Below are 26,431 nucleotides of genomic sequence, written 5' to 3' on the forward strand. Positions count from 1 at the left end.
AATAGAAAATCATATTACTGTTTAGTTCATTTAACTGAACGGAAAGTTGTTAGTTTAGCATTCACTCTCATTCCAGCAAGACAGAATTATTCCAATCCGAGGAGATATGATGATGAAGAAGCTAAAGCTTGGTTATGCTCCAACGCGCCGGTTTACGTTCAGCGCCGAAGATGCCTTTAAGTACAAAGTAGAAATCCGCAAGCAAATTGAGAGTTTTGGTATGGATATTGACATTGTGGATCTCGAAGGCCTAAACGAGGAAGGTCTGCTGTACGACGACCACATTAATGCGGATCTGATTGCCAAGCGGTTCAAGGAAGAAGAAGTCGATGCCGTATTTTTTCCACACTGCAATTTCGGTACCGAAGACACGGTAGCCCGGGTCGGCAAAGCGCTAGGCAAGCCTGTTCTGCTCTGGGGGCCGCGGGATGAAGCGCCGCTTGCGGACGGCATGCGCCTTCGCGACACTCAATGCGGTATTTTCGCCACAGGCAAAGTGCTGCGCAGATTCAACGTCCCCTTCACTTATGTAACCAACAGCCGGGTGAATGATCCGGTATTCGAGCGGGGCTTCACCAACTTTGTCGCTGCAGCCAACGTCGTGCGCCAGTTCAAGAGCCTGCGCATTCTCCAGATCGGCCCGCGTCCCGCTTCATTCTGGACCATGATGTGCAATGAGGGCGAGCTGCTTGAACGCTTCGGCATTGAGATTCATCCGATTACCCTTGTCGATATTCAGCTCCGTACCCGGAAAATCGCTGCCGGCAGCAGCGCCGAGCTGCTGGATACGATAGATTACATTAAAGAAAAACTCGACTACAGCGAAGTGACCGAAGATGACATCAGACGGATCGCCGCTTTAAAGGTTGCTATGAAGTCCTTTGCCCGTGAGACGGGAAGCAGCGCCATCGCTATCCAGTGCTGGTCTTCGCTGCAGGAGGCCATGTCGATCATGCCGTGTCTGGCCAATGCGATTCTGACGGATGAACAAATTCCGGTCACCTGCGAAACGGACATCCATGGAGCCATTACCTCCATTATGGTGCAGGCGGCCGCAATGAATGAATTGCCAACCTTTTTTGCGGATATTACGATCCGCCATCCTGAAAACGATAACGGGGAGCTGCTTTTCCACTGCGGAAATTTCCCTGTCTCGCTTTCTGTAGAGCAGAAGCCGAAGCTGCGTAAGCATTTCCTCTTTGACGACCACGCTCCAGGAACCCATGAAGGCGAAATCCGCGGCGGCGGCATGACCATTGCCCGGTTCGACGGCGACCATGGTGAATACTCCATGTTCCTTGGCAAGGCCCGTGGCATCGAAGGCCCTTATACCCGCGGCTCCTATGTATGGGTGGAAGTGAACGACTGGCCGCTGTGGGAAGAAAAGCTTGTCAAAGGTCCTTATGTTCACCACTCCGTAGGCATCCATGCCAATGTTATTCCGGCCATCTACGAGGCCTGCAATTATATCCCCGGGCTGACGCCGGACCCCGTAGATCCTACGGAACAGGAAATCCAAAGCTGGCTCAGGGGTTCTGATCTTGCCCGCACTAAACAGTCAGGTCTTCAAGTGTAAAGAATAGATCTACTCTATTAACATCTATCAGAGGAGGATATTATGGGAATCCAGGAATTGAAAGTCAAAGCCGCACAAATCCGGATGGATCTGCTGACCATTATTCACCGTGCCAAAACAGGCCATACAGGGGGATCTTTGAGTAACACTGACATTTTAACGGCTTTATATTATGAAATTATGAATATTGATCCCGCTAATTCGAAATGGGAAGACCGTGACCGCTTCATTGCCAGCAAAGGCCATTCGGTAGAATCACTATGGTGTGTTCTGGCCGACCGTGGTTTCTTCCCCAAAGAAGAACTGGAAACCTACAGCCAGTTCGGCACCCGGCTCATCGGCCACCCGAACAACAAGGTTCCCGGCATCGAGATGAATACCGGTGCCCTAGGCCATGGTCTGCCCATTTCCGTCGGCATGGCACTGGCGGCCAAACGGGACGGACGGTCTTACCGGGTGTTCTGTCTGATGGGAGACGGTGAGCAGGCCGAAGGCTCCAACTGGGAAGCCGCCATGGCTGGCGCCCATTATAAACTGGATAATCTGGTCGGCATTATCGACCGCAACCGGCTTCAAATCAGCGGAACTACCGAAGAAGTCATGGGCCTGGAACCGCTGGAAGAGAAATGGGCCGCCTTCGGCTGGAACGTTGTTTCCATCAACGGCAACGATATGGAAGAACTGCTGCAGGCATTCCGCGCCGTCCCGGAAGTAACCGGCAAACCCACGCTGATTATGGCCAATACGACCAAGGGCAAGGGCGTATCCTTCGCCGAGAATGTTCCTGCCTGGCACCACCATGTGCCGAACGATGAGCAACTGGCGCTGGCGCTGGCTGAGCTGAGCGCGTCCATTGAGGAATTGACACAGGAAGGTCAGGTGCAATAACAATGAACAAGATTCCTAACCGCCAAGTCATCTGTGACACACTGCTGGAATTGGCCAAAGACGACCGCGATATTATGGTACTGGCCAGTGATTCACGCGGTTCCGCCGCGATGGCTCCTTTTGCCGATACATTTCCGGAGCAATTCGTCGAGGTCGGTATTGCTGAGCAGAACATTGTAGGCATGTCCGCCGGATTGGCACATAGCGGCAAGAAACCTTTTGTCACTTCACCTGCCTGCTTCCTGAGCATGCGCAGCATTGAACAAATCAAGGTTGACGTCGCTTATTCGCGGACCAATGTGAAGCTGATCGGGATCAGCGGCGGCGTAAGCTACGGTGCGCTCGGCATGTCCCATCACTCCGTACAGGACATCGCGGTGGCCCGTGCCATACCGGGACTGGCCATTGTGCTTCCTGCCGACCGCCACGAAACGAAGAAGCTGACCGAAGCGCTGGTTAAATATGACGGCGGCGTATATGTGCGGATCGGACGCAACCCGGTCGAGGACGTATACGAATCCGACGATTATCCGTTTGAAATAGGCAAGGCTGTAATTGTACAGGAAGGTTCCGACATTACGATCATTGCCGCCGGTGAAACCGTACGTGTTGCCCTCGATGCCGCCAAGGCGCTGGCCGAACATGGCGTATCCGCACGGGTCATCAACATGCATACGATTAAACCTTTGGATGAAGAGGCCATTATTGCTGCGGCACGGGAGACGAGGCGCATTATTACGGTTGAAGAGCACAGCATTTACGGCGGTCTTGGCGCTGCCGTGGCTGAGGTTGTCGTACAGCATCATCCCGTTCCGATGAAGGTAATCGGCATCCCGGATGAACCGGCCATTGCCGGCACAACAGCGGAGGTCTTCCGCCACTATGGCCTTACGGGCGACAATATCAAGCAGGTTGCGCTCGAATTGATCAACAAGTAAAGGGCGAAGCATATGGACCACAACCAGAAATATATCTTGGCCATTGACCAGAGCACTTCAGGCACCAAAGCACTCCTGGTAAACTCTGAAGGAGCAGTCATCGCCCGCAGCGGAATGGCGCATCAACAGCACTTCCCCCAGCCCGGCTGGGTAGAGCATGATCCGCTCGAAATTTATGATAATGTCATAAAGGCGGCCCGCAGCGTGCTGGAGCAAACCGGCATCCACCCGGCGGAGCTGGCCGCCCTGACCCTTACCAATCAGCGGGAAACCGCGCTGATGTGGGATAAGACAACCGGCCAGCCGGTTTATAATGCCATCGTCTGGCAATGCCAGCGTACTGCGGACCTATGCGCCGGGCTGAAGCAAGCGGGTCACGAAAACACCATCCGCGCCAAAACAGGACTTATGCTCGATCCTTATTTCTCCGCCGCCAAATGGGGCTGGATTATTAGGCATGCCAAAGGAGCTGCAGAGCTGCTGGCCGAAGGAAAGCTGCTCGCAGGAACCATGGACAGCTGGCTGATCTGGAAGCTGACCGGCGGCGGCACACATGCTACCGACTATACGAACGCCAGCCGCACCTCGCTGTTCAATATCCATACCCTGGAATGGGATGAAGAGCTGGCCCGGATGTTCGCCGTCCCTTCTTCCCTGCTGCCCGAGGTTAAGCCGTCCGATGCCATATTCGGATATACGGCGGACAGCAGCCTTTTTGAGGAAAGGGTGCCGATCTCAGGTGTGATCGGGGATTCCCAGGGCGCGTTGTACGGGCATCTCTGCTTTATGCCAGGAACTGCCAAGGCCACCTTTGGTACCGGTACCTCTGTGTTGATGAATGTAGGCGACCATCCGATCGATGGCGGTGACGGGCTTGTAACTGCTATCGCCTGGGGTGCCGGGGGAAAGGTTACGTATGCGCTTGAAGCCGTCATCCGGACCACAGGCGACAGCATCAAATGGATGCAGGATAATTTAGGGCTTTTCTCAACCTTTGGGGAAATGCAGGAACTCGTTGAAAGTGTACCGGAGAACGACGGGGTTTATCTTGTACCCGCTTTTGTCGGAATGGGGGCACCCTATTGGGACCCTTACGCCCGGGCGGCTATTACCGGCATGAACCGCGGAACCACCAAAGCCCATATTGTCCGGGCTGCCCTGGAGAGCATTGCTTATCAAGTCCGGGACGCGGTAGAATTCATTGAGCAGCAGTCCGGCATCCAGCTGCTCGGTCTGCGGACCGACGGTGGCGCCTCCTCCAATGCCTGGCTTATGCAATTTCAGGCCGATCTCCTGGGCAGTGTGGTGGACCGTTCCACCTGTGCCGAGTTGTCCGCCATGGGCTCGGTGTATCTCGGCGGGCTCGGCACAGGTGTCTGGTCTGACCCGGAGCAGCTTGCAGCCCATCTGATTTCGTACGAGACGTACGAACCCAAGCTGGATGACGCCACCCGGCACAATTATTACACCGGCTGGCAGCGGGCTGTCCAGTCAGTAGTGCACCAAAAGCACGAAGTTCCCGCTTTATTTTAGGATAAAACAAAATTCGAGTGAAGTATTGCAGCTCATTCATACGACCATCTCCTTTATCGGGTATGGTCTTTTTTTTATAAATGGGCCTCTACCTCAAAATAAGCTGTTACAGACTTGTCGGACTGGAGATGCGTTATTTCGCGAAATCAGCTCATTTTTCTGGCCAAACGGACTCAGGAGCCGCTAAATGATCCTTTGCCCCTCGTTTTGGGCTAGAGATCATGAAATAAGAGCACCTGTGTCCGTATAAAAGGGCAGACACCTTCATTGCCTCAAATAAGAGCCACTGAGTCCGATTCCTTGACATAACCGGCCGGAAGTCCAAACATTCACCGTAGTCACGGAATTCCCCCTTAACTCCTGGTGATTCGCTGCTCCCGGAATTCCTGCGGCGTGCAGCCAGCCGTTTTCTTGAAGAAACGAAAAAAGTAATGCTGGTCGCTGAAACCAAGCCGGCTTGAGATTTCATGCATTTTCAGAGCTGTGCTAAGCAGCAGTTCCTTGCTTAACTCCAGCCTTTTCTCCGCGATATAATCAGATAGACTCTTCCCGGTCGTTTTTTTGTACCAGCGCGACAGGTAGGAGGGATTTAGAGATACCTTCTGGGCAATTCGGGTCAGGGACAGGTCATCGGCTAAATGGAGTTTGATGTATTGGTGAATCATGGACAGGATGCTCGATTCATCATGCCTGACCTGTTCAGTCAAACCCAGCTCATGCACAACCTCCAGTAAGGTGTTGCTGATGCCCGGTACTGAAACTGTTTACATTCCAGAACAAAATCACCCTGGCGGGTGAATAACAACTCGGAGCTTACGATGCCGGATTGTTGTACAATAGGCAAGATTATCGTCATTTGGCTTGCTTAGAGACAATTGTTGACTGTGCGATTTTGCGTGGGTCCCTCTGCGGACACGATGAGGTCCCTTCACGATCTATCCGCGGCTGATGCGGACAGGAAATCCGTTAATTGAGGAGGATTCGTCTATTCAGCAGGATAAACGGACAGTTGCATTTGAACTCATGCAAGAGCTGTTGCACCATTCTGACTACTCCGAGCAAGAGAATAACTGCTATTATGTAGACTAAATTTTTTTGACGGTTAACTTAAACACTTAAGTTGAAAGGAGAGTAAACATGTCAGAACCCGTTATAGCCAGTCAGGCTGCTCCTGCGGTACACTCTTATCCAAAACTGTGGGCCAACAAAAAATTCATGCTGCTGCTCTGCTCTTTTTCCATTTCCCTGTTCGGAAATACTTTTCACAGTATCGCTCTCAGTCTCTGGGTGCTTCAGACCACCGGCAGCGCCAAATTGGTGGCTGTACTGACGATCATTAATCTATTGCTTAGCTCGCTGCTCGGTTCGATTGGAGGAACGTTTGCGGATCGAACCAACCGCAGAAAAATCATGCTGGTCACGGATCTGATCAGCTGCATACTGGTAGTGACGCTCGCCCTGGTCATCTCCGTCCCTTCCGCTTCCTACATTATCGTGGCTGTGCTTACTGCGCTGACCACAGTATCGGCCCTTTTCCAGTCCCCTGCCTACCAGTCCTCCATTATCACCGTTGTCGGCAAAGAGCATGTCCAGCAAGCCGTGGGAATGCTTAACCTGTCGGAGAACATTTGCCGGACGGTTGGCTTTTCGGTGGGCGGAATCTTTGTAGCGAGCTTCGGTGCGGCGGATGCCATTTTATTCGATGGAGTCACGTTTTTGGTCTCCTTCCTGCTGGTTCTTGTTGTCCGTTCCCTGCCGATGCCGACACGCGTCAATCCTGAGCCCCAACAGAAGAGAAAATTTATTCAGGATCTTGGGGAAGGCATACGGTATATCTGGAAATTCCCTTTTGCCAAGGCAGTCATCATTATGCTACCGACGCTCACTATTCTTCATGCCCTCGCTGATGCTGACCCAGGTCATGGCCGTCAACGTCTGGAAGGCAAGCCCGTTCCAGTTCGGACTCATGGAAGCTTGTATCCCGCTCGGCTATATGATCGGCTCAGGCCTGATTATGATCCTGGGTTCCAGAATCAGACGGCGGGGATTATTCATTATGATCGGTCTGCTCTGTCTGGGCCCGATGTACATCCTGTTATCCTTCATCACTTCTGCGGCCACAGCCATTCCCGTCGTTCTGCTGATTGGATTGATGTTCTCGTTCTGCACACTGCTGATCAATATCATCCTCAGGCTGGAAATTTCGGAAGAGATCCAGGGCAGGGTTTTCGGAGTACTGGGTTCAATTATGAGTGTGGCTCCGTCGATCGGTCTAACCATTGTCTCCTACCTCTCGGATCATTTCACTCCCGGTCCAGTCATGGGCTTCATTGGTCTGCTGCTGCTCCTGTTCGCTCTATATGCCGCCAGCAAGCTCAAGATCATTCGAGGCTATAGATAAGCCTGAAGTATCTGGTGTCACCATAATGGTTTATGAAGCAACAGTTGAATAACTTCTTTTGCTTGTTGTATTCCTTCTTCGAGTGAATGGATTAAACGATCCGTGACAGTTACAATATCTTCGTTCTCTCCAGGCGTATCTAATATTTCTTGAACGCTCAGTTCCTTCGATTGTTCTGCTCTATTCAGCAGTCGAAGGATTGCATTCATTGAATAGTGTGCATTCCGCAATGTACGGATGATCTTCATTCTATGTATTTCTTTTTCTGTATAGATGCGATGCCCGTTCGGAAGTCTGGGAACCGTTAATAAATCATTTCTTTCCCAATTGCGTACAATCTCAGATGATACTTTTAATAATTCCGCTGCCTCTATTCGAGTGTAGGTCTGATCAGATAATATCTCCGTGCCGCTTATCCATTTCTCCACCAGGCGGATGGCTTCCAAGGCCTGTTGATATTCTTTTTCCAGATGAGCCAAATAGTCATGTGCAAGGTTAAGTGCTGTGCTGAAATCTCCTTTTCCACTAGCTTCAACAATAGCACGTGCTTTGGCCCGAATATGCCCTTGCACAATTTCACAATGAAAAGCCGTTCTCGCTATCTTAAGCTGAAATAAATGAAGCTCTGAGAATTTACGGTATCCATTTTTTGCTCTGGGGACCGGTGAAATATACTTCCATTCTTCATAAATGCGGATGGTATTCGGATGTACGTTCACAAGACTGGCTATTTCTTTAGTGCTATACATCCGAATCCTCCTCCTTTATTTCCATTTAAAAAACCGGATGGCGCAACCCAGGCCAATCACTATGCAAAGCACAAGAATGCCAATGCTGCTGAATACGTGTTGAATGGGGTCTCCAATTGACACTTGCTTCAGCAAATGAATTCCATGCGCTAGTGGCAAACTATCCATTACCCATTGGACAATCTTAGGCATAATCTCATAGGGAATCGTCGCTCCTGAGAACAGGAGCATTGTAAAATAAGCCACTGAACTCCATAAATTGGAAGACTTTTGATCAGGTACCAAACTGCCGATGAATATCCCAATGCTGTACATCGCGCACACCACAAACGCATACGTGAGCAGGAATAATCCCCATGAACCTTTCAGTTCATAATCAAATAGTAAAGTATATACAGCGGTTACGCCAATAAATGAAACTAACGCAGCGGATAGCTGAATAATGACTTGTGCGAATAATAGGTGCAAAGGCGACACTGGTGTGACTTGAAATCTTTTCAAAATCCCCCGGTGACGGTAGTCAGCAATGGTAAGCGGCACACCCATCACACCTGTTGCGAGGACCCCGATACAAACGACAGCAGGGTACGATATTTCAAACATCGATGCTCCGGCAGCAGATGCTTCTTTACTCATAACGAAGCCAAAAACTGCCGCCATTATAATAGGAAATAATATCCCGAATATCAGAATATCCATCCCTTTCCACACAAGCTTGCCTTCAATCTTTAATAATGTCCAAAATAAGGTCATTTCTACTCCTCCTCGCCTGCAAAGTGTAAATACGCATTCTCTAATGTTTCTTGTCCGCTAAGACGGATAATGTCTTGAACGGAACCGGATGCAACGGTTATGCCTTCTCTTAAAATGAATAAATGATCGCAAAGAACCTCAACTTCGTCCATATAATGAGATGTGAGCACAATGGATAATCCGTTTTCTTTCATAAGGGATAGCTGCTTCCACAGTCTCCGGCGTGCTTTTGTATCCAATCCCGTAGTTAATTCATCTAAAAAGACAATCTGTGGATTCGGCAGGAGTGCCAGCATCACAGCTAAGCGCTGCTTTTCGCCGCCAGAAAGAGACTTAATGAGCTGCTTTCGCTTATCAGATAAACCAAAAGTACTAAGTAATGCATCGACCGGTTGCGTTTCTTTGTATAAAGCACGCCATTGCATACAAGCCTCTTCTACGGTTAAGCGGTCCTGAAAATTGGTTTCTTGAAATTGTACACCCACTTCTTCAAAAACTTCTTTTCGTTCTGTTAATGGCGATTTCCCAAGTACAGTGAGTTCTTCAAAATCACTTTTTTCAATGCCTAAAATGGCTGCAATCGCGGAGGACTTTCCGGCACCATTTGCGCCAAGTAAACCGAGCACCTCGCCTTTGCCTACACTAAAGCTTAAATTCTGAACAGCAACTTTATCTCCGTACTGAACACATAGATTTTTCACGGTTAAAACCATGTCCCCACCTCATTTCAGTGATTAGATTTACACTATATCAAATGAAGTGGAGGGTGGTGTCTTACTGGAGGGTTCCGATCTTAATGCACAAAAAAAATCCAAAAGGATCCTATCCCTCTGGATTTCTCGGAATTTATTTTTTCACATCCCTTATCGCTTCGCCTTATACTACCTTTACGTTGTGCAACTGATTATGCCATGACCGACTTGCGCAGCTTAGCCACCTTCTTGTTACGTCGAGGCTTCAATAATTTGCCCTGCCAAAGCAAGCATAGCCTCCTTGGTCAGATGCCCACGGGTTTCCCGGATAATATAATTGACACGGGTCTGCGGATTCATCCATGCTACCGACTTGTATTCCATGTTATCTATAGGTGTGTATATCACCTCTTGACCGCCCACCTCAAGCTTCTCCGACTGCGCCATTACCGGCTCGGATTCAACCGTCTTGTCATTGGGTCCTGCAGGTTCGGTAACGATGCCGAGGACTCCTGTTATTCCGTTCTTCTCTGTGGCCATTTTATAGATTAAGTGTACAGCAGTACGCTTCTCCTGCAATTTCTTGACATATATTTTTTGGCCGGATGCCTTCCCCTCTGCGATCACTTGCTGGTATATCTTATCCTGTTCTTTTTGCGTCATATATGGAGCAATATTTGCCATGGAAAAGCTATAGCCTTCCGGGGCCTGCTGCAGCTGCAGCGGCATGGAGGTATTGCCCGCAGCATACTTCTCCACGTATTCATTGTACGTATTATACCTAATTGAATACGTTGCACCCGAAATGGATGATCCGGCAGAACTGGCTTGATACTCCTTGTCATTGATATACACATATCTGATTTCTCCGGGTTTAAGTGTTTCACTTAATGCTTTCTGTTGCAGGTCAATGAGATTCTTGAACTTCTTCATTTTTTGCTCCGCTTTCGCTTTTGCAGAGGCTTCGCTGGTCTGGGCTATCGTCTTGAATTCCACCTTGATGGAGAGTTGTGCCGCAGACGGAGCACTGGAATTCTCAGCGGCAGCCTCACCCGCGGGGCCGTACCCTAAACCAAACAGCAGGGCCGAACCGGCCATGGCAATGAGCATTTTTTTATAATGCATATTTTTAAATACCACCTTCCTGGTTGTGTAAGTCCCTTATATAACACCTATGTTGCTGCATTCGTGACATCTTTATTTCTACCTGCGGCACCTTAGTTCATCATACCGGCAGCAATATGGATAACCTCCTCTTTAGTCAAGGAAGACTCCGGCGTGGTAGTCAAATTGTATAACATATTGTTTTCCGGGTCGGCCCAGACAAGTCTGTATTTATAACCCAATTTTATTTCCCCGTTTTTGGAGTGATCCATATAAATCAGTTGGGTTCCGTTGGCCAGAATGTTCTCCATGATTGTATTTTTGGTCCACAGCAAGCTTTCTACGATTCCGGTTTTTTCCTTAAGGCGTTTGACCGAAATACTCACCATAGTCTGACCTTTTTTATAGCTCAACCCAGAGTTATCAAAATTAATGCTATCCAGAGGCTCTTTTCTCCAGCTGACCCGGTAGCCGCCTTCCAGCTTTATTCCACCGGTCAGGGCAAGCAATTCCTTCTCTTTGATCTCAAAATCAGGTTGAATCCACGCTTGGTCAAAAACATACCCTTCCGGCATATACTCCGGCTGTTTCAAATTCGGCGCTGTGTACTTCTTTGCCTTGGCAACATAGCTGGAATAGTCATTAAATAACATCATGCGGTTAACAATGCCAATCTGAGGAGGCTCCCCCCCAGCCTTTTCCTTTCTGAGCACGTATGAAGCGAACTCCTCGGGCAGCAACAATTTCTCTACAGCCTTGTATGCCTCTGAATATTTTTCCCGAAAAAGCTTTTCTTCTTTGCTTTCCTGCCTCTGAGGAATTTTTTCCGCTGAAAGGAATAATGGTTTGTTGGATCTTACAACCTTCCCCCCTTCCTCCGTTGCAAGAAGCGGCTCGTATGGCAGCACTTCATACTGAATTTTGGCGGTTTGCCCAGGGCCTTCGACCAACAGGGAATAGCCGCCTCCCACCAAGACAACCAGGATCAGCGCCGCTGCCCATCCCCCTGCCCGCCTTCTCAAGGTTCGCTTGCGACGGCGCTCTGCCCTAGCTTCCGGCTCCATTTTATGCATAATATCCAGGGTGTTCCCCTCCTTCAGGTGCGGTACCGGATCAGCGGCAAAGCCGCAATAGCCAAGCCCGATGGCTTCCATAACAGAATCATGAACATCAACCAGCGGGAGCTTGGCAGAATGATCCCCCTCTTTCAGAAACAACTCTTCAGGGGTCAATTTATCCTGGCCCATAGTTGTTTCTCCCTCCTCTCAATGGCTTCTTTCAGCTTGCGCCTTGTCCGCTCGTACCGTTTCCTCACAGTAACCGTACTTTTACCCAGAATTTCACCAATTTCCGCAAATGATTTATCTTCGAAAATGCGCAAAATCACCAGATTCCGTTCCTCCATGCTCAGTTTCTCCAGGGCTGAGGCGACGGGTCCACTAAACAGCCGATTCTCAACTATTTGTTCAGCGCTCTTAGCCGTTACATCCTGTCTGAGCAATCTTTGCAGCTGATTTTGAAACTTTTGCCGGCGTAGCTGATTGAGGCAATGATGATAGGCCACCCTGTAGAGCCACGAGGTGAAATTCGCCTGGGGCTGGAAGTTCCCGATATTCTGGTAGGCCTTAACGAGTATGTCCTGGAGCGCATCCTCGGCTTCTTCCTTGTTGTTCAGCAAACGAAAGCAGTAGAGGTAAATCCGTTGTTGGTAGAGTCTGATAATCTCTGAAAAAAGGTAAACTTCTCCCGCCTGTATCCGCTTGATCTTCTCTTCAATAGAGTCCACAATTGTCTCCTTTCTGCTATCAGTATAGATATAACACTTGAGCAGTCTGTTGCGTGACATTTTTTTACTTCCCGCTTCATCCCCAATTGGCGGGTTTACTACAACAAAATCGCCGCTCCGCTTCCCTCGCAGGAAGTGAGCGGCGATCTATGAAACGGAATTCAAATTAGGAAGTTCCCAACTTTTTGATGAAAAGATCCAGCAGAGCCGCCGCTTCCTGGCGCAGCATCGGCCGTTTCGATTGATAATTCACCGCCCCGCTGCGGTCCGGCACGATTTCGGGACCGTACAGCGTGTGGGATACCACATATTTCACACTTTCCTCAGCCCACTTGTCCGTCTCTCCGGCCAGTTGGGCCTGGGCTTTCACAGGTCCCTGCAGCCGGGCCGCCATTCTCCATATAAGCATAGCCGCCTCCTGCCGGGTAATCGGTTCATTCAGATCCAGCAGTTGCTCCGGTCTCCCCCGCCCTTGGACAAATCCCATATCCATCGCGCTCTGCACAAGACCGCTGAAGCTGCTGTCCACCTTGTCGCTGAATGTAGGTGACTGCTTGGACGGGGTTATCCCGGTTCCCCGCATCACTTGTACGATAAACTCGGCACGGGTGATTGGCTTCTCCGGTTCAAAACGGCCGTCTGCGGCAGGCTCAAGCCACCCCAGCTGCTTAACACCATAAATATATTCCCCGTAGGGCTGGGCATCGTCCACATCGCTGAATCGTTCGGGAAGCGGGCGTTTTTGCGCCCAGCTGTCTACTTTATTGTAGTACAAATAGGCAATCTCTCCGCTCGCGTTCGCCTTAAACCCCGCCTTATTGCCAAGCTCATCCTCAAATAATAAAGGTTCAATCTCACGGAGTTTATGTGTGCCGCCAATATCCTTGATCTCCAGCTGCCCATCCCCTGGTATCGTTACCCGGAACGTCCAGAGGGGGATTCTTAAATCTGTGTAAATGCCGGCCAAGCGGCCCAAGTCCAAACTGGACGTTTTCACCTGGCTTTTGGCAACCGTTGTCTTGGGATAAAAGTGATCCATAAATGCCTTAAAAAATGCTTCCTTAACATCCGCCCCATCCCCATTCACGACGATGAAGCCGCCGATTTTGTGTTCCGGCATCAGCCACATCCATGAATGATAACCCGGCAAGTCTCCGGCTTTGCCAATAACGGATTGGCCATTATAGCTGTTTTGATAAAAGGTTTCGAAGCCGTACGCCTCGCCTTGCATTCCCGGATGAATGGAATGGCGGGTCTCCTGCATCTTCCGGACCGTCTGCTCCTGTAAAATCCGCGCACCGCCGGCACTGCCTCCGTTCAGATGGGCAATCATAAATTTGGCAATATCGCCCCCTGTGGATAACATACCTCCATCCGGACTCTCTGACGGGACTGATCCGTATTCGGGAATGGCTTCTTTGCTGGCGGTGTAGGCGGTGGCGAGAAACGCCCGCTGTTCCGGTGTTATTGAGAAGCTGCTACTGTTCATCCCGAGCGGCTCCAAAATATGTTGGCTGATATACCGGCTGAACGGCTGGCCGGAAATTTTCTCGATAATGTATCCTTGCAGATTGAAGGCGTAGTTATCATAGCGGTAGGCCTCGCCCGGATTCCGTACGATGTTCGGCACATATTGTTCAACAAAAGTACTCAGGGCAATGTTGCTGCCCCGGTTAACCGATGAAGGCGGGTCCGAATAATCAAAACCGGTCGTATGGGTGAGCAAATGATCCATTGTCAACCTTTGATTCGTCTGATTGGGAATCTTGAGGTTCCCCAGATAGGCCCCGACCTCACCGTTCAGGTCGATTTTGCCTTGCTCGGCAAGCTGCATAACGGCTGTCGCTGTGAATGATTTGGAGATGGAAGCCACACGGAAGACCGTCTTCCCGGGATCTACCGGTGTCTTTTTGGCCAGATCGGCGTAACCATAACCTTTTTGAAACAGCACCCGGTCCTCCTTCACAAGAACAACCGCAGCACCTGTGAGCTGTTTCTGAATTTGTGGCTGGCTGAAAAATCGGTCAGCAAAAGCCTCCACTTCCCGGCCATCCTTTGGCCCAGGCAGCGGCCGGGAATAACCCTCGGCTGCATGCGCCGCAGAACCGGTGAGAAGCGGGCTGAACAGCAGCCCCCCGCATAATAAGAAACGGAACATTTTTTGATGAAGCTTGACAGGAATAGATATGATAACGACCTCCTTGGTTCAATTGGTTCGAGCCGCACCGCCATACCGCGCAGTCCGCCTCCTCCCCAACTTAGCAAACCCCCTGTCATGCGGCCCAGTTACAAACTGTCATCACTTAGATATGACACCCTGATGCCTATCAGGTTTACTATAAAAAAAGAGAACACGCAACGACCGGAAATTTCCCGATCTGCGTGTTCTTCTTTTACTAAATGAAGTTATTACTCCGGAGATAATTGCAAGCTCTCCAGTTTTTCCTTTTCGTCACGCCGGCTCTTCAGCTCTTCCATCACCGCCTCACCTTCAATATCCAGGTTCGGCAGAATCCGGTCCAGCCATTTCGGCAGATACCAAGCAGATTTGCCCATCAGGGTCATGACCCCTGGGACAATCATCATTCTGACCACGAAGGCATCGAACAGAATGCCAAATGCAAGAGCAAAACCCATCGATTTGATGATCGGATCTTCAGCCAACATGAATCCCATAAATACAGAGATCATAATAAGCCCCGCCGCAGTCACCACACTGCCGCTGTGGCCCATTCCGGCAAGCACCGCCTGTTTCGCATCACCGGTATGTTTGAATTCTTCGCGCATCCGGCTTACCAGGAATACCTCATAGTCCATCGCGAGACCGAACAGAATACCCACAACGATTATTGGCAAGAAGTTGAGTACCTGACCCGGTGCATGGAAACCGAACAGCTTGCCCATATGCCCGTCCTGAATAACCAATACCACAATCCCGAACGTTGCTCCTAGGGAGAGAATAAAGCCAAGTACAGCTTTAAGCGGTACAAGCAGGGAACGGAACACTACCATCAGCAGGAGAAACGCCAGCCCGACGATTAAGAGACAGAATTTAGGCACCGCATCGTTCAGTTTTTGCGATATATCAATACCGACCGCTGTGCTGCCCGTGACCATAAGCTCCACATGGCTCCGTTCCAGAATCTCTGGTGCCCGATCCCTGATCGCATGGACTAGATCTGAGGTTTCAATGTCAGACGGTCCGGTTGCAGGGATGATATTGATCAGAGCCAGCTTTCCGGACGGGCCTGGAATCGCTGGGGAGATCGTTCCTATATTGGGTAGTGCCTCCAGTTCCTTCAGTGCACTGGATACACCCGCCATGAGATCAACATCCCCGTCAGCCTGTGCCAGTACAACAAGCGGACTGTGGGAACCAACACCGTATCCTTCACTAAATAAATCATAAGCACGGCGTTCTGTCTTTTCAGTCGGCTTCTGCCCGTCATCCGGCATACCAAGCTCCATGCGGGTGAAAGGCAATGCTATCGCGCCCAGCAGTACCACACCCAAGATGACCATCGTCCAAGGCTTACGGGTCACGAGATGCCCCCACCGGTTGCCTCTATGGTTCGCTCTTTTGCGCGGCTTCATCCATTTATTGCCGCTGTGGGCACTAACCCGGTCTCCCAGGCCTGCGAGTACAGCCGGTACAAAGATTATGGCAATTAGCACCGCTGTGAATACACAAAACGCACCAGCCAGTCCCATTGCAGTCAGAAACGGAATTTGAGCAACGGCAAGACCGGCGAGACCGATAATGACGGTTACGCCCGCAAAGACAACCGAGCTCCCCGCAGTAGCATTAGCGATGGCAATCGATTCGGAACGCTCATAACCCTCCGCCAGCTGCTGACGGTATCTGGAGATAATAAAAAGCGCGTAGTCTATTCCGACCGCCAGACCGAGCATGGCAGCAAGTGCCAATGATACCGAGGGGATATCTAGCATATTGGAGCCTATCATAACCCCCAAGAGACCGATTCCCAGTCCCACAACAGCCGTGACAATGGGCATCAGGCCAAGCAGGAAGGAAATGAACGTAATGGACAGCACCACAAAGGCAATGAGAACGCCGATCACTTCCGATGGTCCCATGATCTTCATTACGGAGAATGCTGGGCCAGTCAATTCAGACTGCCAGCCTGCATCCCGCATGTCTTCAGCGACAGCCGAGATGTGTTCTCTGGATTCATCCGTAACCTCTCCAGCTGGCGTTTTATAGGTTATGTCCATATACCCAATGGTTTTATCCGGACTCAGCTGATTGTCATAAGGACTCTTAACAGCTTTCACTTGTGTGTCTTCCGCAATCTCTTTCACAACTTTCTGAATGGCTGCCTGAGAATCTTCCGAGGACAACGTCTGCAGTTCCGGAGCTTTGATGACCATGCGGGTCTGTCCGCCGTCTTCCTTCGGACCGGCAAATTCCTTATTCAGGAGTTCAATTGCCGCTGCAGATTTCAGGCCCGGGATCGACATATCTTCACTGAACTTTGGACCCATCGCCAAGGCCAGCACCGCAATCGCGAGCAAAACCCCGATCCCTCCGATAATCACCTTCTTTGAATTCCTGGCCGACCAGAGTCCCAGCCGGTATAAATATTTTGCCATTACATTTTTCCTCCCCGACATCCGGATTTTCTCTCTTTTCTATATTCATACTACCTGTTAGAGAAGAAAGAGGAATCGTCCAAAGGGGCGGGTAGTCCATGTACTTTTGGGCAAAAACCGCATAAAAAAACATACGAAAGAAAAATTCTCTCCGTATGTCCAGCTCATCAGGCTTATAGGCTTATAGGCTTATAGATGAAGAATACCACGTTCCAGTGCCGTTGCCACCGCCTGGGATCTCGAATCTACCCCTAGCTTATTGTAGATATTGGTTAAGTGCGCTTTGACTGTCCGTTCGGAAATCCCCATATCAAAGGCAATTTCTTTACTTTTGTACCCGCGGGCCACAAACTGCAGGATCTGCTTCTCCTTGTCGGTTACAAGCTGGTTCTCCGCTTCTTTAGACTCGGACACCTCCTTGCGATCTTTGGCTGCTAGCACTTTGGTCAGAATATCGGCCTGCAAAAGCGTATCTCCCCGGATGGCCGATTCGATAGTCCGGAACAAATTGTCGCGGCTGGTATCCTTGAGCAGATAGCCTTTGGCCCCCAGTGCCAAGGCATTGACCATTAATTCGTCTTCATTATAGGTCGTTAATATAATAACGGGAATGTCGCATTGTTTGCTGCTCAATACCTCCATAGCTTCCAAGCCGCTCATAACAGGCATATTCAAATCAAGCAGAATCACATCGGGCTTAAGCTCCTCGATCAGGTGGAGCGCCACCTTTCCGTTCTCCGCTTCTCCAATGATTGCAAACCGTTCATTCGTTTCTACAATCAGCTTCAAGCCCTCACGAACCAGCAGATGATCATCAACAATCAGCACCTTCACTGTACTCATACCTTGTCTCCTTCATTTATGGGAGCTTCCATTATAATTCGTGTGCCGCTGGGAAGGCTGGTAATTTGGAGCTGACCTCCAATCAACCGCGCACGTTCATGTAACCCCAGTATGCCATAATGGCCTGTTTGATTGCCAATCAGGCTCATATCAAAACCTTTCCCGTTATCCTTAACCTCAATCTGAATACGGCTGTTCCGTTCAGTTACGTTAACCCATACTTTGTCCGCCTTGGCATGTTTGGCCACATTGGTCAGGCATTCGCTTACGATCTGCAGACTGTGCTCCATCAGCTTTCGGGACAAGCGGCTGGACAGTTGGATTTTCGAATAAACTTCAATTCCTGTCGCCTGGATAAAGCGTTGGATCTCATCGGTAAGTGCCTCACGAAAATCCAGCTCGGAAGCAGATTTCAACCGGAGATTATCAATCGCCCGCCGCGCATCGGCCAGCGTTCTCCGCGCCTGGCTCATCGACAACTGGATAATTTCCTGGGACCTGCGGATATTGTCCTGAGAAATGAAGGCATCTGCGGCCTCGAGCTGCATAATGAGACCGGCTACCCCTTGAGCCAGCGTATCATGGAGGTCACGGGCCATGCGCTGCCGTTCATTCGCGAGCGTCAATTCCTCCACCTTGCGGTGTGCGTCCTCCAGATCCTTCAAAAAGGTCTGTGTCCGCAGCCGGGCATGCACCTGTTGAAAAAATAGCAAAGCATATGCTATAACAATAATCAGCATTAACAGGAACAATGGAACCAGCAGCAGCATTTCAGGCATTTTCCCCAAATATAGCTCGGCATAGAAGAACATGAACACACAGTACAAGAACACGAGCATGATTTTTCTTTTTTGATAATAGAGTCCTATACTCTGCCCGATTAATACAGGAAACAGTCCAATCAGAACAGCGGGAGAACCTTCAGGCAGCAGCAATGCGCAGGTCAGAATCAGCAAGCCTTGAACCAGGAAATACAACCATGACCGGGAACGGGTCAGACGATACGAATTCCAGTGCATCAGGATATGGAAAATATAGGTGCCTGTAAAAAACAAGCTGTTCAGCAGGAGTAGTTCGCTAAAATTCTGCAGGATCATCGTCGCTGCATATACCAATAGTATCCACAGCAGGATTGGAAACCGCGAGACAAGCATTTCGTCGGCATTTTCATATTGGGCTTTTGGTTCAGTTTGGAGTTTTTTTAGAATATTCATGATTTCGCCCCCTGCCTCTTATTATAGATCCTTCATCCCTTATTCATATCGTACTATAAGGCATTTCTACTTATATGACTTCCGTCGAAGCACAAAACGTATCAGCCGCGTGATGAGGAAATAGCCCAGCAGCAATCCGGTAGCTGTATATACCGTCATTATAGGTATGACTTCAATTTCTTGCTTCACATTCATCTGGAGAATTTCGGGAGCAGGTGGAGTGGTGTTCCCAGAAGAACCACCCTATGCAATCAATGGATAACTCAGGGGAACCTGCCCTTGTTCGAGCACCAGTCTTTAGTGTAACGTTTTGAAGGCAGAAAAAAATCGTACATAAGGGCATGCACCTTATGTACGATGGGGCAGTGATTCAACATCAGGGTAGGCCGATTTCGTTGCCGCAGTTTCAGACTGCAGTCAAATTCACGGGTTTATTCTCCACTCCTGACGTTTTTCTTCCGTTTGAAATTCCTCTAAGGTAAGCTTGGAACCATCTTCAGAGAGGGCCAGAACCCTGTTGTGATGAACAGAGAGAATGGTAACCGATCCATCCTCATTCTTGCGGACAATCCACCGCTGATTATTGTAGCCCAGATATGAATAAAGCTGAATTTTATTCTGCTCCGTGTCCAGATCAAGCGCCTGTCCGGCGGTCGTGCGGATGGAGTAGGAGCCTGCTTCATCTCCTGTTGGCACAAACACCCATTTCTGATCCGTGGCTTCGTTGGCATTCTGCACATTAACGGCTTCACCATTCGCCAGCTTGTCTGTATACACAGATTTCTGGAATGCAGCGTTCACCAGGCTTGAGGTCATCAAGTCCGCCGGTTCTGCCCCGGTCACATTAACATTCTGATAAGAGGCATACCCGCCAAAGACATGAAGTCCAAAATGGCCTTCTGCAAACGTACCGTCCTTCAAGTCCATTATTTTCTGTCCCCCCATATACACCATGATGTGGGGGCCTTCCGCTTGAATCTTTATTCTGTAGGTTTGATCAGGCTGGATGAAGGCCGGGAACTTCGCCAGAACCTGCCGTTCCTCGAAACGCCCATCGATTTTGTAGAACAGGCGGACAGACTTCATATTAGGGTCCAGATTCAAGTAGTAACCGCTGCGGCCGTCCTCGCTTGCACGGAACAGAAGTGAGCCTGCTCCACCGGTTTCGCCAAGTTTCATGTCGGCTTCATAAGTGAAATTGCCCGCCTTCTCTTGGGCTATATAATTTGCGTCGCTGGAGTATTTCCCGCGAATTCCATCCTTGGTGGCAATCCATGAAGCCATGGACAAGTCCTTGGTCCACCCGCTGAGATTGGTATGAAACTCACCTCCGTAGACTTTTACCACAAAGCTGGCAGATGCCTTTCCATTCGGGGTTGATACCGTAATGACGGCCTCTCCTTCTTTTTTCGCCTGAAGGGTTGCCTGGGAAGAGCCTGCTCTGTTTATGCTCACCACTTCATCATTGCTGGACTTCCACTTCAACGGATGAACACCATTGCCGGGTCCGTTCTCCACTGTCGCCTGCAGCATTTCGCTTTGACCTAGCTCCAATTCACGGTCACTGGTATCCATTGCAATCCGGGTAACTAAGCCGCTGTCCGAATTCCATATCGAGCCAAGTTTATTCACTTGCAGAGAAACCACCTTCACCGTGCCGCCCCGGGTATAGAAACTCATTGCCCTACTCGCCGGGTCAGGAAAAATGACTTCAGAGAAAACCACCTTGCCTCCATTAGCGAAAACCTCAACAGAGGATTCGTCCACCAAAATCCGCAGCTTGATCCGCTTGTTCTCCGCTGTCATTGCCGCTTCATGCCTTGTACTGAAGAGGCTGGAGAAATCCGTTACCCCGGAAGCGGACCGGTCAACGAATAGTTGGCCTTCGCTCACCTTGTAACCCACAACCGTCTTCTGATTGGCACCCTCGCGCACGTTAAAACCAAACTCCGATACGGTACTGCCGTCCGGAATCTCCAGTTCGGCTTCAATTTCATACGCACCTGAAACAAGGCCTTTCAGCAGGTTGGGAGAAGAAGGACTAACCCTCTTGTCAGTTGTGGAGAACAGCCTGCTGCGCAGAAGCTCCATTTCTTTAACCGGAGTCTGGGCAAGGCGGGGCCCGTCTTTGGTCAGACCCAAGGTAACCTCTCTTGGGACCGTCAGTTCTCCCTTCCAGCCTGAAGTCGGGAAAGCGAACGGATAATCCCAGTTGGACATCCACGCCAGCATCACCCTGCGCCCATCCGTCATGTCCGAGAAAGACATGGATGCATAATACTCTTTGCCAAAATCTGTTCTCAGCACCTTTCCTGCCGGGTTATCATTCACGAATTTACCTTCAGCAGTCAGACTCCCCACAAAATATTCCGAATCCGAACCTCCAGTTGCCGGATTCGCGCCCGTACTGATCATGAGAACCCATTTCTTCTGTGACGTCCCCTGTACAATCAGCGGGAACAAGTCCGGGCATTCCCATACGCCGCCACGAACATAATCCCCATACCCCCAATTATCGGTCAAAGTCCAGTCCAGCAGATTGGTAGAGGTGAAGAACCGGATATGATCTCCACCGGATACCACCATCACCCAGCGGTTATTCTCGTCATCACGGATCACCTTGGGATCGCGGAAGTCCCAGCCCCCCGGATCTTCACCGTTCTTGCCGGGGTTCTCGATTACAATCGGGCGGTCCTTGGCGTATTCCCACGTACGCCCCTGATCCTTGCTGTAAGCAAGACCCATCTGCTGGTTGCCATTCGGGCCATCCGGATTATAGGACGTGTAATAGGCAATCAGCCCTTTGCCGCCTGAATCCGTGAACAAACCTGATGCATTGGTTGCATCCGCTACAGCAGCTCCGGACCAGATATGCCCGTAATCATTCCATGGAAGTGCAATCGGCAGGCGTTTCCAGTTCAGCATATCCTTGCTGACGGCATGAGCCCATGTACCTCCATCCTGATGGAAGAGATGGTATTCCCCTTCAAAGTAGACCAGCCCGTTCGGATCACTGGCGGAACCGCGGATCGGCGTATAATGATACTGGGGACGGTAGGGTTCGGTATAGTAACTGTCAGCATCTGTGAGATACGCATCTTGAAAGTAAGCGCTTCCTGTTTTGACAACAAATCCGGCACTTCCGGTTGAATACGCACTGTCCGACACATCGATTGCTGCCGGAGTATACCCGTCCAGGAAGATCTGAATCCGGCTGCCCTTTGCCTTGACTTCTACATAATGCTTCGCCCCCGCTTGGCTTGGATAAGCGCGCTCAGAGCTTGCAATTGCAGTTCCGTCCGCTTTCGTCAACTTTACCCGGACCTGATCCCCTTCTTTCACAAGTGTGGCTTCATAGCCACGGACTCCATCAGTTGAGGAGCGGAAAGCAAGCGCTGCTACAGCATCCGAACGAAAAGATATGGTTCCTTCATATATAAAGTCAGCGGCTTGCTTGGTATAGATTCGCTGTGCTTGGCTTTGGTCCACAGACGTTCCTTGCAGGCCTCTAAGGTCCGGTTGCCACTGTCCTTTATTCACCAGCACTGCACCCAGGTTTCCTTTCAGATCGCTGACGGTTATATTCTGGAACAAAGCCGACCCATCCCGGACATGGAGTCCAAGACGCCCTGAACGGTATGAACTGTCCTGAATATCAATCACCGGCTTATACCCATTCCCCCAATACACTTTCAGCGAGGTCCCTTCAGCTTTTACTTTGAGATGATAGATCTCCCCTTCCTTAAGAGAAACCTGACGTTCTTCGTTTAATTTGCCTGCTCCACCCGCCGCGTCTTTTAAACGGATCCTACCGGACTCGGGTACAAGTTGAAGCATATATGAATTCCATCCATCATCATTGGAACGGAAAAGCAAAGAAGTATCCGCTTTCATATCCTTGATCATGACATCAGCTTCATACACGAAATCTTCGGACACTGTTTCAGAAATTGCCATTACATTTTCCTGCGGGCCGGATGTCAGCAGGAGCCCTTCTGCAGTATCTTCCAACTTGCCATCCCCCTTTATTTCCCATCCAGTCAAATTCGTTTTCACTTTGGTTGCGTTTTCATTATTAGAAAGACCCTTCGCCAGAGCAGCCCAGCCTGTATCAGGATTAGCGGCGTAAATGCCCGATGAAGTCATAATGATTGCCATAAGCGTCAGGATGTACAGTCCAGCTTTAGATTTCTTATTCATCTTTTACCCTCCGTTTCTGCCTAAAGAACTCACATTGTTGTATAACGTGCACAACTCTCGCTCATATAGCGTGGTTAAGACAATGGTTGACTGTGCGATTTCGCGTGGGTCCCTCTGCGGACACGATGAGGTCCCTTCACGATCTGCGGCTGATGCGGACGGGAAATCCGTTATTTGGGAGGATTCGTCTATTCAGCAGGACAAACGGACTGAGATTCCGCTATTTGTCCCATCTCCCCTCATTCTAGACTCAATCGAACGTTATAACGGCTCCTGAGTCCGAATTCACCAGGAAAGCACACTTTTTCGCAAAATAAGCTCTTCTCTGTCCGCTTCACTCCGCTCTTGGAGCCCAATCCTCCTGCTCCGCCTATTTCATTTGAAGCTTCCAAGATCTCGACATTTTTGGGTATTGATAATTTCCTATACAATTAAAAAGCTGGCCAGTTACAGTTGCATAACTGGCCTGATGCATATTGAATTTTATACAATATATAGATTGAACTTGTGATTTTCTATTTTTCTTATTTTCAAGTTCAATCTATATAAGATGAACAAAAGAAAATAACAAAAGGCGAGAAAGAGCGAAGGGGAAGTTTGGAACTGTAGGAGCGATAGCGACCGCCTTTGTCTTCGGATTTCAACCACAGGTAGTGGTTAAATTGAGGAAATCTGAAGACAACAGCGGCCGGAAGTCCAAACATTCACCGTAGTGACTAAAAAGCTTACGTTAGCCTCTTAAGTTCATCTTTTATATAGACGCCTCATTATTCCATGCTGCAAGTCCCAAGGCCAGAGCGCCGCATAATCCCGCCTGATGGCCAAGACCCGGTGGAACAATATACTCATCCATATGATCTAGAATAGCATTTGAACTGACATAACCGTTCAGATTGCGGAGCACAGCCTGCCGGATCAGCGGGAACAGCTGCTGCTGCTGCATAACGCCGCCGCCCAGTATAATTTTGTGAGGAGACAGAAGTAAAATGGCACTGGTTATGGACTGGGCAATATAGAAAGCTTCCATTTCCCAAGCGATATGGTTTGCCGGCAACTCGTGGCCCTTCTTTCCCCATCTCGCTTCAATGGCAGGACCTGCCGCCATTCCTTCGAGACAGTCCCCATGGTACGGGCACGCGCCTGCAAATTTATCTTCAGGATGGCGCCTCGGCAGCATATGTCCACCCTCAGGGTGTACAAGACCATGTATGATTTTGCCTTCCGAATACACGCCGACACCCACACCAGTGCCTACGGTATAGTACAAACAGCTGGACAATCCTTGAGCAGCACCCCACTTGGCTTCGCCATATGCTGCTGCATTAACATCGGTATCCCAGCCCAACGGGACCGGAAAGACCCGCTGTAAAGTCCCCAGCATGTCGTAATTCCCCCAACCCGGCTTAGGGGTTGTCGTAACGTAACCATAAGTCGGACTGTCCGGGCGGATATCGATCGGACCAAACGATCCAATTCCAATGGCTTCTACCTGTTTGTCTTGAAAATATTGAATGACCTTGGGGAGCGTTAAATCCGGATGTTCGGTTGGAAAGCTGATCCGGTCCAGAATTCGCCCGCTTTCATCCCCAAGCCCGCATACGAATTTGGTTCCGCCTGCTTCAATGGCTCCTATACGCATTCCGTCAGCCCTCCGATTGCCGGTTATCGCCATTTGCGGCAGGTTGATCTAATTTGTAGACCTCCAGTGAAAGGAATGGGGTCTCTTCGTTGTCTGCAAATGCAGCAAGACCCACGGATTCAGCTTTCGGGAAAATAAGATCCGTAATGACCGCCTGGCCTCCATTGCCGAACACCTCAACCGAAGTACGGTCTACATAAACGGAAAGATCATAGATTTCGCCCGGAGCTTGCAATTCCACCGAATGACGTCCCGCGAACCATTCATGGAAATCATGCCGTCCTGAAGCCAGCCGGTCTACATAGAGCTCTTCGGTCTTCGCATCCATTCCGATCACAGTTTCTTCCCCCGCCCCAACTCTTACCTTGAAGCCTGCAGACATGCCACGGGCGAACTTCACAACGATCTCGTAAGCCTCAAGCTGGAGACCGGATAAGGAAGCATTGATTTCTTGCACAGTAACGTCTTTAAGTGAGAGAACCGGGATGCGGGCCGCTTCCAGTTCTTGCGCCGGCTTCTGAATAATCAGAATTTGCCCTTCTCTGGATTCGAGATACAGCTCTCTTGGAAGGGTCATCGCCCCACGGAACTCTTCTGCAGGAGTCTGGGGTGCATACATCCAGTTGCTCATCCAGCCGATAAAAAGACGTCTTCCATCTTCCTCAGGCACATCCGACCAGCTTACACCTGCGTAATTGTCCCTTCCATGATCAAGCCAGCGGACATTTTGGGAATCCCCGTCCGGAATAAACACTTTGCCGTTGAAATCGCCGGTGAAGTACTGTGTTCTGGAACCTTCCACAAAAGCGGGGTCCGCTCCAATACTCACAAGCATCACCCATTTGGTGTTCGAGGTGTCTCCATCCACGTTCAGCGGGAACAAGTCCGGACATTCCCACACACCGTCATGAGACCCGATGCCCTCACCGAATTCGCTGGCAAATGTCCAGTGGATCAGATCTGGGGAATGGTACAGGCATACCGTTTGACCGCAAGCGACGATCATTACCCATTCGTTAGTCTCCTGGTTCCAGAACACCTTCGGATCACGGAAATCGATAAATGCATCATGTTCGAGCACCGGATTGCCTTCGTATTTGGTCCAGGTTCTGCCGTTGTCTTTGCTGTAGGCGAGACTTTGACGCTGAACGGCCGGTTCCCCTTCCGGCATATCCAGATGATGGGTAAAGATGGCTACCAGCCCCGGCTTATCCGCAAAAAATCCTGTCGTATTGTTCCAGTCCACAACAGCACTTCCCGAGAAAATCATGCCGAGCTCATCCGGAAAGAGTGCGACATCCAGCTCTTCCCAGGTGATAAGGTCCTTGCTGACCGCATGGCCCCAGTGCATGGCCCCCATGGTCATTCCACCGGGATGATGCTGGAAGAACAGATGATATTCTCCTTCGAAAAAGACCATCCCGTTCGGATCGTTCATCCACTTGGCCTGGGGTGAAAAATGATAGACCCCCCGGTAATTTTGTTTTGTAATAGCTGACAT

19 protein-coding genes and 1 pseudogene are annotated in these 26,431 nt (G+C 50.0%); 6 read left to right on the plus strand and 14 right to left on the minus strand.

Annotation, left to right across the window (positions count from 1 at the left end):
* The first annotated feature begins 112 nt into the window (after window positions 1-112).
* Genes IEY53_RS23895 through glpK form a run of 4 tightly spaced genes read left to right on the plus strand, consistent with a single transcriptional unit; the run spans window position 113 to window position 4,935 of the window.
* Complete coding sequence (locus tag IEY53_RS23895; RefSeq protein WP_189029515.1) at window positions 113-1,576, plus strand: L-fucose/L-arabinose isomerase family protein; 1,464 nt, start codon at window positions 113-115, stop codon at window positions 1,574-1,576.
* A 42-nt stretch (window positions 1,577-1,618) separates the two neighbouring features.
* Window positions 1,619-2,464, plus strand: coding sequence for a transketolase (locus IEY53_RS23900; RefSeq protein WP_189029516.1), 846 nt, complete (start codon window positions 1,619-1,621; stop codon window positions 2,462-2,464).
* Between the two features lie 2 nt (window positions 2,465-2,466).
* On the plus strand, window positions 2,467-3,402 hold the full coding sequence (locus IEY53_RS23905) for a transketolase family protein (protein WP_189029517.1): 936 nt from the start codon (window positions 2,467-2,469) through the stop codon (window positions 3,400-3,402).
* A 12-nt stretch (window positions 3,403-3,414) separates the two neighbouring features.
* Window positions 3,415-4,935: a glycerol kinase GlpK gene (glpK, locus tag IEY53_RS23910; RefSeq protein WP_189029520.1), complete on the plus strand. Its 1,521-nt coding sequence runs from the start codon at window positions 3,415-3,417 to the stop codon at window positions 4,933-4,935.
* A 353-nt stretch (window positions 4,936-5,288) separates the two neighbouring features.
* On the opposite strand, the gene IEY53_RS23915 is transcribed toward glpK, so the two are convergent.
* A complete protein-coding gene (locus tag IEY53_RS23915) occupies window positions 5,289-5,657 on the minus strand; it encodes a helix-turn-helix transcriptional regulator (RefSeq protein WP_229696310.1) in 369 nt (122 codons plus the stop codon).
* 493 nt (window positions 5,658-6,150) lie between these two features.
* Here IEY53_RS23915 and IEY53_RS36140 point away from each other — a divergent pair.
* Both IEY53_RS36140 and IEY53_RS35250 read left to right on the plus strand, forming a co-directional pair.
* Window positions 6,151-6,738 (plus strand): annotated as a pseudogene (locus tag IEY53_RS36140) (MFS transporter); the annotation flags it as partial.
* 91 nt (window positions 6,739-6,829) lie between these two features.
* The gene (locus IEY53_RS35250) at window positions 6,830-7,336 is read left to right on the plus strand and encodes an MFS transporter (protein WP_229696312.1); all 507 of its coding nucleotides are present in this window, start codon (window positions 6,830-6,832) and stop codon (window positions 7,334-7,336) included.
* Between the two features lie 17 nt (window positions 7,337-7,353).
* On the opposite strand, the gene IEY53_RS23925 is transcribed toward IEY53_RS35250, so the two are convergent.
* The 13 genes from IEY53_RS23925 to IEY53_RS23985 all read right to left on the minus strand — a co-directional run bounded on the left by IEY53_RS23925 (window position 7,354) and on the right by IEY53_RS23985 (window position 26,431).
* Entirely contained in the window at window positions 7,354-8,085 is a 732-nt protein-coding gene (locus IEY53_RS23925; RefSeq protein WP_189029522.1) for a MerR family transcriptional regulator, read from the minus strand.
* A 15-nt stretch (window positions 8,086-8,100) separates the two neighbouring features.
* Complete coding sequence (locus IEY53_RS23930) at window positions 8,101-8,838, minus strand: ABC transporter permease (RefSeq protein ID WP_189029523.1); 738 nt, start codon at window positions 8,836-8,838, stop codon at window positions 8,101-8,103.
* Window positions 8,839-8,840: 2 nt separating this feature from the next.
* Window positions 8,841-9,551, minus strand: coding sequence for an ABC transporter ATP-binding protein (locus IEY53_RS23935; protein WP_189029524.1), 711 nt, complete (start codon window positions 9,549-9,551; stop codon window positions 8,841-8,843).
* A 231-nt stretch (window positions 9,552-9,782) separates the two neighbouring features.
* A complete protein-coding gene (locus IEY53_RS23940) occupies window positions 9,783-10,655 on the minus strand; it encodes a hypothetical protein (protein ID WP_189029526.1) in 873 nt (290 codons plus the stop codon).
* Window positions 10,656-10,747: 92 nt separating this feature from the next.
* A complete protein-coding gene (locus IEY53_RS23945; protein WP_189029528.1) occupies window positions 10,748-11,881 on the minus strand; it encodes a hypothetical protein in 1,134 nt (377 codons plus the stop codon).
* A complete protein-coding gene (locus IEY53_RS23950) occupies window positions 11,863-12,420 on the minus strand; it encodes an RNA polymerase sigma factor (protein WP_229696313.1) in 558 nt (185 codons plus the stop codon). Before IEY53_RS23950 ends, IEY53_RS23945 begins: the two co-directional genes overlap by 19 nt.
* A 166-nt stretch (window positions 12,421-12,586) precedes the next feature.
* The gene (locus IEY53_RS23955) at window positions 12,587-14,578 is read right to left on the minus strand and encodes a serine hydrolase domain-containing protein (protein ID WP_189029532.1); all 1,992 of its coding nucleotides are present in this window, start codon (window positions 14,576-14,578) and stop codon (window positions 12,587-12,589) included.
* 251 nt (window positions 14,579-14,829) lie between these two features.
* Entirely contained in the window at window positions 14,830-17,034 is a 2,205-nt protein-coding gene (locus tag IEY53_RS23960; protein ID WP_189029533.1) for an MMPL family transporter, read from the minus strand.
* A 189-nt stretch (window positions 17,035-17,223) separates the two neighbouring features.
* A complete protein-coding gene (locus tag IEY53_RS23965) occupies window positions 17,224-17,877 on the minus strand; it encodes a response regulator (RefSeq protein ID WP_189029535.1) in 654 nt (217 codons plus the stop codon).
* Window positions 17,874-19,091 (minus strand): sensor histidine kinase, encoded by a 1,218-nt coding sequence (locus tag IEY53_RS23970; protein WP_189029537.1) that lies wholly within the window; start codon window positions 19,089-19,091, stop codon window positions 17,874-17,876. Before IEY53_RS23970 ends, IEY53_RS23965 begins: the two co-directional genes overlap by 4 nt.
* Window positions 19,092-19,514: 423 nt before the next feature.
* Window positions 19,515-23,291, minus strand: a complete 3,777-nt coding sequence (locus IEY53_RS23975; RefSeq protein WP_189029539.1) for a GH32 C-terminal domain-containing protein — start codon at window positions 23,289-23,291, stop codon at window positions 19,515-19,517.
* 751 nt (window positions 23,292-24,042) lie between these two features.
* Complete coding sequence (locus IEY53_RS23980; protein WP_189029541.1) at window positions 24,043-24,930, minus strand: ROK family protein; 888 nt, start codon at window positions 24,928-24,930, stop codon at window positions 24,043-24,045.
* Window positions 24,931-24,934: 4 nt separating this feature from the next.
* Window positions 24,935-26,431 (minus strand): glycoside hydrolase family 32 protein, encoded by a 1,497-nt coding sequence (locus IEY53_RS23985; protein WP_189029542.1) that lies wholly within the window; start codon window positions 26,429-26,431, stop codon window positions 24,935-24,937.

This window comes from Paenibacillus albidus, from assembly GCF_014644435.1.
Lineage (GTDB): Bacteria > Bacillota > Bacilli > Paenibacillales > Paenibacillaceae > Paenibacillus_AQ > Paenibacillus_AQ albidus.

Bases quoted from the DNA above. Each gene is read 5' to 3' on its own strand.
- IEY53_RS23895 (WP_189029515.1), top strand. From the start codon at position 113: ATGAAGAAGCTAAAGCTTGGTTATGCTCCAACGCGCCGGTTTACGTTC.
- IEY53_RS23900 (WP_189029516.1), top strand. From the start codon at position 1,619: ATGGGAATCCAGGAATTGAAAGTCAAAGCCGCACAAATCCGGATGGAT.
- IEY53_RS23905 (WP_189029517.1), top strand. From the start codon at position 2,467: ATGAACAAGATTCCTAACCGCCAAGTCATCTGTGACACACTGCTGGAA.
- glpK (WP_189029520.1), top strand. From the start codon at position 3,415: ATGGACCACAACCAGAAATATATCTTGGCCATTGACCAGAGCACTTCA.
- IEY53_RS35250 (WP_229696312.1), top strand. From the start codon at position 6,830: ATGCCCTCGCTGATGCTGACCCAGGTCATGGCCGTCAACGTCTGGAAG.
- IEY53_RS23925 (WP_189029522.1), bottom strand. From the start codon at position 8,085: ATGTATAGCACTAAAGAAATAGCCAGTCTTGTGAACGTACATCCGAAT.
- IEY53_RS23930 (WP_189029523.1), bottom strand. From the start codon at position 8,838: ATGACCTTATTTTGGACATTATTAAAGATTGAAGGCAAGCTTGTGTGG.
- IEY53_RS23935 (WP_189029524.1), bottom strand. From the start codon at position 9,551: ATGGTTTTAACCGTGAAAAATCTATGTGTTCAGTACGGAGATAAAGTT.
- IEY53_RS23940 (WP_189029526.1), bottom strand. From the start codon at position 10,655: ATGCATTATAAAAAAATGCTCATTGCCATGGCCGGTTCGGCCCTGCTG.
- IEY53_RS23945 (WP_189029528.1), bottom strand. From the start codon at position 11,881: ATGGGCCAGGATAAATTGACCCCTGAAGAGTTGTTTCTGAAAGAGGGG.
- IEY53_RS23955 (WP_189029532.1), bottom strand. From the start codon at position 14,578: ATGTTCCGTTTCTTATTATGCGGGGGGCTGCTGTTCAGCCCGCTTCTC.
- IEY53_RS23960 (WP_189029533.1), bottom strand. From the start codon at position 17,034: ATGGCAAAATATTTATACCGGCTGGGACTCTGGTCGGCCAGGAATTCA.
- IEY53_RS23965 (WP_189029535.1), bottom strand. From the start codon at position 17,877: ATGAGTACAGTGAAGGTGCTGATTGTTGATGATCATCTGCTGGTTCGT.
- IEY53_RS23970 (WP_189029537.1), bottom strand. From the start codon at position 19,091: ATGAATATTCTAAAAAAACTCCAAACTGAACCAAAAGCCCAATATGAA.
- IEY53_RS23975 (WP_189029539.1), bottom strand. From the start codon at position 23,291: ATGAATAAGAAATCTAAAGCTGGACTGTACATCCTGACGCTTATGGCA.
- IEY53_RS23980 (WP_189029541.1), bottom strand. From the start codon at position 24,930: ATGCGTATAGGAGCCATTGAAGCAGGCGGAACCAAATTCGTATGCGGG.
- IEY53_RS23985 (WP_189029542.1), bottom strand. From the start codon at position 26,431: ATGTCAGCTATTACAAAACAAAATTACCGGGGGGTCTATCATTTTTCA.